The organism is Rhizobacter sp. P1_G5 (assembly GCF_056405435.1).
Map to the genome: position 1 here is coordinate 1 of NZ_JBFUCB010000551.1, position 4,133 is coordinate 4,133.

Genomic DNA, 4,133 nt, shown 5'->3' on the forward strand with positions numbered 1-4,133 from the left:
GGCGGCCAGCACGGCGAGCATCGCCACGCCCAGCCACGCCCGGCGCGATGGGTACTTCTCAATGCAACGCACGATAGATCTCCTCCGCCAATTCCCTCGAGATTCCGTCGACAGTAACAAGATCGTCAACGCTCGCATGGCCCACGCCACGCACGCCTCCGAAGCGCTGCAAAAGTTTCGCACGTTTCTTCGGCCCCACGCCGGGTATGTCTTCCAGCCGGCTGCCGCCGGTGCGCACGCTGGCGCGGCGCGCCCGCATGCCGGTGATCGCGAAACGGTGCGCCTCGTCGCGGATCTGCGCCACCAGCATCAGTGCCGCCGAATCCTTGCCCAGGTACACCTTCTCGCGGCCGTCGGCGAACACCAGTTCCTCGAGGCCGACCTTGCGGCCCTCGCCCTTCTCGACGCCGACGATCAGCGACAGGTCCAGGCCCAGTTCCTCGAACACCTCGCGCGCCATGCTGACCTGGCCGCGCCCGCCGTCGACCAGCACCAGGTCGGGCATGCGCACGTTCGTCGGCTCGCCGGACTCCCTGTCAGCCAGCGCCGCGGCGATCTTGCTGTAGCGCCGCGTCAGCACCTGGCGCATCGCGGCATAGTCGTCGCCGCCGGTCACGCCCTCGATGTTGTAGCGGCGGTACTGCGCGTTCARCATCTTGTGGGTCTCGAACACCACGCACGATGCCTGCGTCGACTCGCCGGCGGTGTGGCTGATGTCGAAACACTCGATGCGGAATGTGTCGAGGTTTTCCGGCGACAGGTCCAGCGCCTCGACCAGCGCGCGCGTGCGCGCCTGCTGCGAGCCCTCTTCCGACAGCAGCCGCGCAAGCTTCAGCTGCGCGCCCTGGATGCACATGTCCAGCCAGGCGCGGCGCGCATCGCGCGGCTGGTGCTGCGCGCTCACGCGGGTGCCGCTGTGCTCGGTCAGCGCATCGATCAGCGCCTTGTCGACCACGTGGCTCAGCACCAGCAGCGGCGGCACCTCGCTGTCGAGGTAATGCTGCGCGATGAAGGCCTCCAGCACCTGCACCTCGGGCGATGCGCGCTCGCTCTCCGCGTCTGCGCCGCCTGCGGCGCCGATCTCGGTCGCGTCCTCGACATGCGCCGGGAAGTACGGCCGGTCGCCCAGGTGCCGCCCGCCGCGCACCATCGCGAGGTTGACGCAGGCCCGCCCGCCCTGCACCTTCACCGCGAGGATGTCGGCGTCCTTGGTCGACACGCCGGTGTTGTCCTCGACCGACTGCTGGTGCAGCACCTTCGACAAGGCACCGAGCTGGTTGCGGATCTCGGCCGCCTGCTCGAACTCCAGCGCGTCGGCGTGGGCCATCATCTGCGCCTGCAGGCCGTCCATCACCTCCTGCTGCTGGCCGAGCAGGAAGCGCTCGGCATTGGCCACGTCGCGCGCGTAGTCGTCGGCGGCGATGTAGTCGACGCACGGACCGGAGCAACGCTTGATCTGGTACAGCAGGCAGGGCCGCGTGCGATTGTTGAAGACGGTGTCCTCGCAGGTGCGCAGGTGGAACACCTTCTGCAGCAGCTGGATCGATTCCTTCACCGCCCAGGCGCTCGGGTACGGCCCGAAGTAGCGATGCTTGCGGTCGACCGCGCCGCGGAAGTAGGCCATGCGCGGGAACGCGTGCGAGACGATCTTCAGGTAGGGGTAGCTCTTGTCGTCGCGGAACAGGATGTTGTAGCGCGGGTTGAGCGTCTTGATCAGGTTGTTCTCGAGCAGCAGCGCCTCGGCTTCCGAGCGCACCACCGTCGTCTCCATCCGCACGATCTTGCTGATCATGTGGCCGATGCGCGTGCCGCCGTGGTTCTTCTGGAAGTAGCTCGAGACGCGCTTCTTCAGGTCGCGCGCCTTGCCGACGTAGAGCACCGCATCATTCGCGTCGAAATAGCGGTAGACGCCGGGCAGGCCGGGCAGCGCCAGCACCTCGGCGAGCAGGCGCTCGCGGCCGGGGTCGGCCGGCGGCGCCGGGTCGGTGGGTTCTTCGGGCAACGACGTCGTCTCGTTCATCGGTTGCGATTGTGCCGCTGCCGATAATGGCGCGCATGCCGCACCTGCAATGGGATGTCTTCTGCCGCGTCGTCGACAACTTCGGGGACATCGGCGTGTGCTGGCGGCTCGCCGCCGACCTGGCCGCGCGCGGCGAGCGGGTGCGGCTGTGGGTCGACGACGCACGCGCGCTCGCGTGGATGGCGCCGGGCGGCGCGGCCGGTGTCGAGCTGCAGGCGTGGCCCGAGGCCGAGGACGAGGCCCGGCCGATCGGCGACGTGGTGGTCGAGGCCTTCGGGTGCGAGTTGCCGCCGGCGGTGCTGGTGCGGATTGCCGAAAGAGCGGCCGAAAGAGCGCCGGTGTGGATCAACCTCGAATACCTGAGTGCCGAGGCCTACGTGGAGCGCAGCCACCGCCTGCGCTCGCCGCAGATGCACGGGCCGGCACGCGGCATGAGCAAGTGGTTCTTCTACCCCGGCTTCACGGCCGCCACCGGCGGGCTGCTGCGCGAGCCGGGGCTGATGGCGCAGCGCGAGGCGTTCGACCGCGCGGCGTGGCTCGCAGCCCGGCAGATCGCGCCGCGGCCCGGCGAGCAACTGGCCAGCCTGTTCTGCTACCGCGTGCCGTCAGCCGGGGCCTTGCTCGATGCCCTCGGCCATCGGCCGACGCTGCTGCTGGTGCCCGGCACCGCGCCGCCGCTGCCCGGGCTGCCGGCGTCCATCCGGGTGCTGTCCCTGCCCTACCTCGCGCAGGCCGGTTTCGACCGGCTGCTGTGGGCCTGCGACGTGAATTTCGTGCGCGGCGAGGATTCGCTGGTCCGCGCGCTGTGGGCCGGCCAGCCATTCATCTGGCAGATCTATCCGCAGGACGATGGCGTGCACGAGGCCAAGCTGCAGGCCTTCCTCGACCGCTTCAGCGCCACGCCGGACATCCGCGCGGCGTGGCGGGCCTGGAACGGCCTGCAAGACCCTGCCGGCATCGGGCCTGATCGCGCGTCCTGGCAGGCGCAGTGCCTGAATTGGCGCAAAGCCTTGCTCGCGCAGACCGATCTCGCCGGTCAGTTGCTGTCTTTCGTCGCCGAATCGCTATAAAATCGCCGGCTTTGCGCGTTCTGGGCCATTGAACATTCCGGCGCGCGCTGGCCCAGGCAAAACAGCCCCTACGGAAATCGTTATGAAAATCGCACAGGAAATTCGCGCAGGCAACGTGATCATGCACGACAAGAACCCGATGGTCGTGCTGAAGACCGAATACAGCCGCGGTGGCCGCAATGCCGCCACCGTGCGCATGAAGCTCAAGAGCCTCCTGAACAACTCGGGCACCGAGGTCGTGTTCAAGGCCGACGACAAGATGGACCAGATCATCCTCGACAAGAAGGAGTGCACCTACTCCTACTTCGCCGACCCGATGTACGCGTTCATGGACGCCGAATACAACCAGTTCGAGGTCGAGGCCGAGAACATGGGCGACGCGGTGCAGTACCTCGAAGACGCGATGCCCGTCGAAGTGGTGTTCTACGACGGCAAGGCGATCTCGGTCGAACTGCCGACCAGCCTGGTGCGCGAGATCACCTACACCGAGCCGGCCGTCAAGGGCGACACCTCGGGCAAGGTGCTGAAGCCGGCCAAGCTGGCTACCGGCTTCGAGGTCTCGGTTCCGCTGTTCGTCGAAACCGGCGACAAGATCGAAATCGACACCCGCACGCACGAGTACCRCAAGCGCGTCTGATCCACGCACACTGCCTCCCCGCAAAGGGCACCCTCGGGTGCCCTTTTTGCTACCGTCCGTGACCATGGGTCCTGCCACCGGCTTCGACTTCAGCGCCATCACCTCGCCGTTCCGGATGCAGCCCGGGCTGCGACGGCTCGCGCCGGGCGCGCCGCAGCTGACGCCGTTGCGGCCGGGCGACCCGGTGCTGCGCGAAAAGCTCACGGTGCTGACAGAGTTCGCACCGCAGGCTTTGCTGACAGCCCCCGGTTTCGACGCGGCCCCCGCGCTGGCCGCGCTGTGCGGGCACGCTGCCGCCGAGTGGCCCGCCGCATGGCACCACGAGGCCGGCGCCTGGCACGCCCCCTGGCTCGGCTGGTCGCTCGCGGGCGACGAGCCGCAGGCCGATGGCGACGCCGCGCCCGAC

Annotated in this window: 4 protein-coding genes; 3 read left to right on the forward strand and 1 reads right to left on the reverse strand. The window is 68.4% G+C overall.

Translation table 11 applies throughout. From position 1 onward, the window contains the following. Positions 1-58 precede the first annotated feature (58 nt). On the reverse strand, positions 59-2,020 hold the full coding sequence (gene uvrC / locus AC1D12_RS26675; protein ID WP_477827508.1) for an excinuclease ABC subunit UvrC: 1,962 nt from the start codon (positions 2,018-2,020) through the stop codon (positions 59-61). 26 nt (positions 2,021-2,046) lie between these two features. Between uvrC and earP the strand changes: the two genes are divergently transcribed. From earP to AC1D12_RS26690, 3 genes are all read left to right on the forward strand, one after another. Then, the gene (gene earP, locus AC1D12_RS26680; protein ID WP_477844017.1) at positions 2,047-3,090 is read left to right on the forward strand and encodes an elongation factor P maturation arginine rhamnosyltransferase EarP; all 1,044 of its coding nucleotides are present in this window, start codon (positions 2,047-2,049) and stop codon (positions 3,088-3,090) included. A gap of 82 nt (positions 3,091-3,172) precedes the next feature. After that, positions 3,173-3,727 carry an elongation factor P gene (efp, locus tag AC1D12_RS26685; protein WP_477844013.1) on the forward strand — a complete coding sequence of 185 codons (555 nt, stop codon included), beginning with the start codon at positions 3,173-3,175 and terminating at the stop codon, positions 3,725-3,727. 64 nt (positions 3,728-3,791) lie between these two features. Further along, the coding region (locus AC1D12_RS26690; RefSeq protein WP_477844015.1) for a hypothetical protein at positions 3,792-4,133 on the forward strand (342 nt) is incomplete at its 3' end.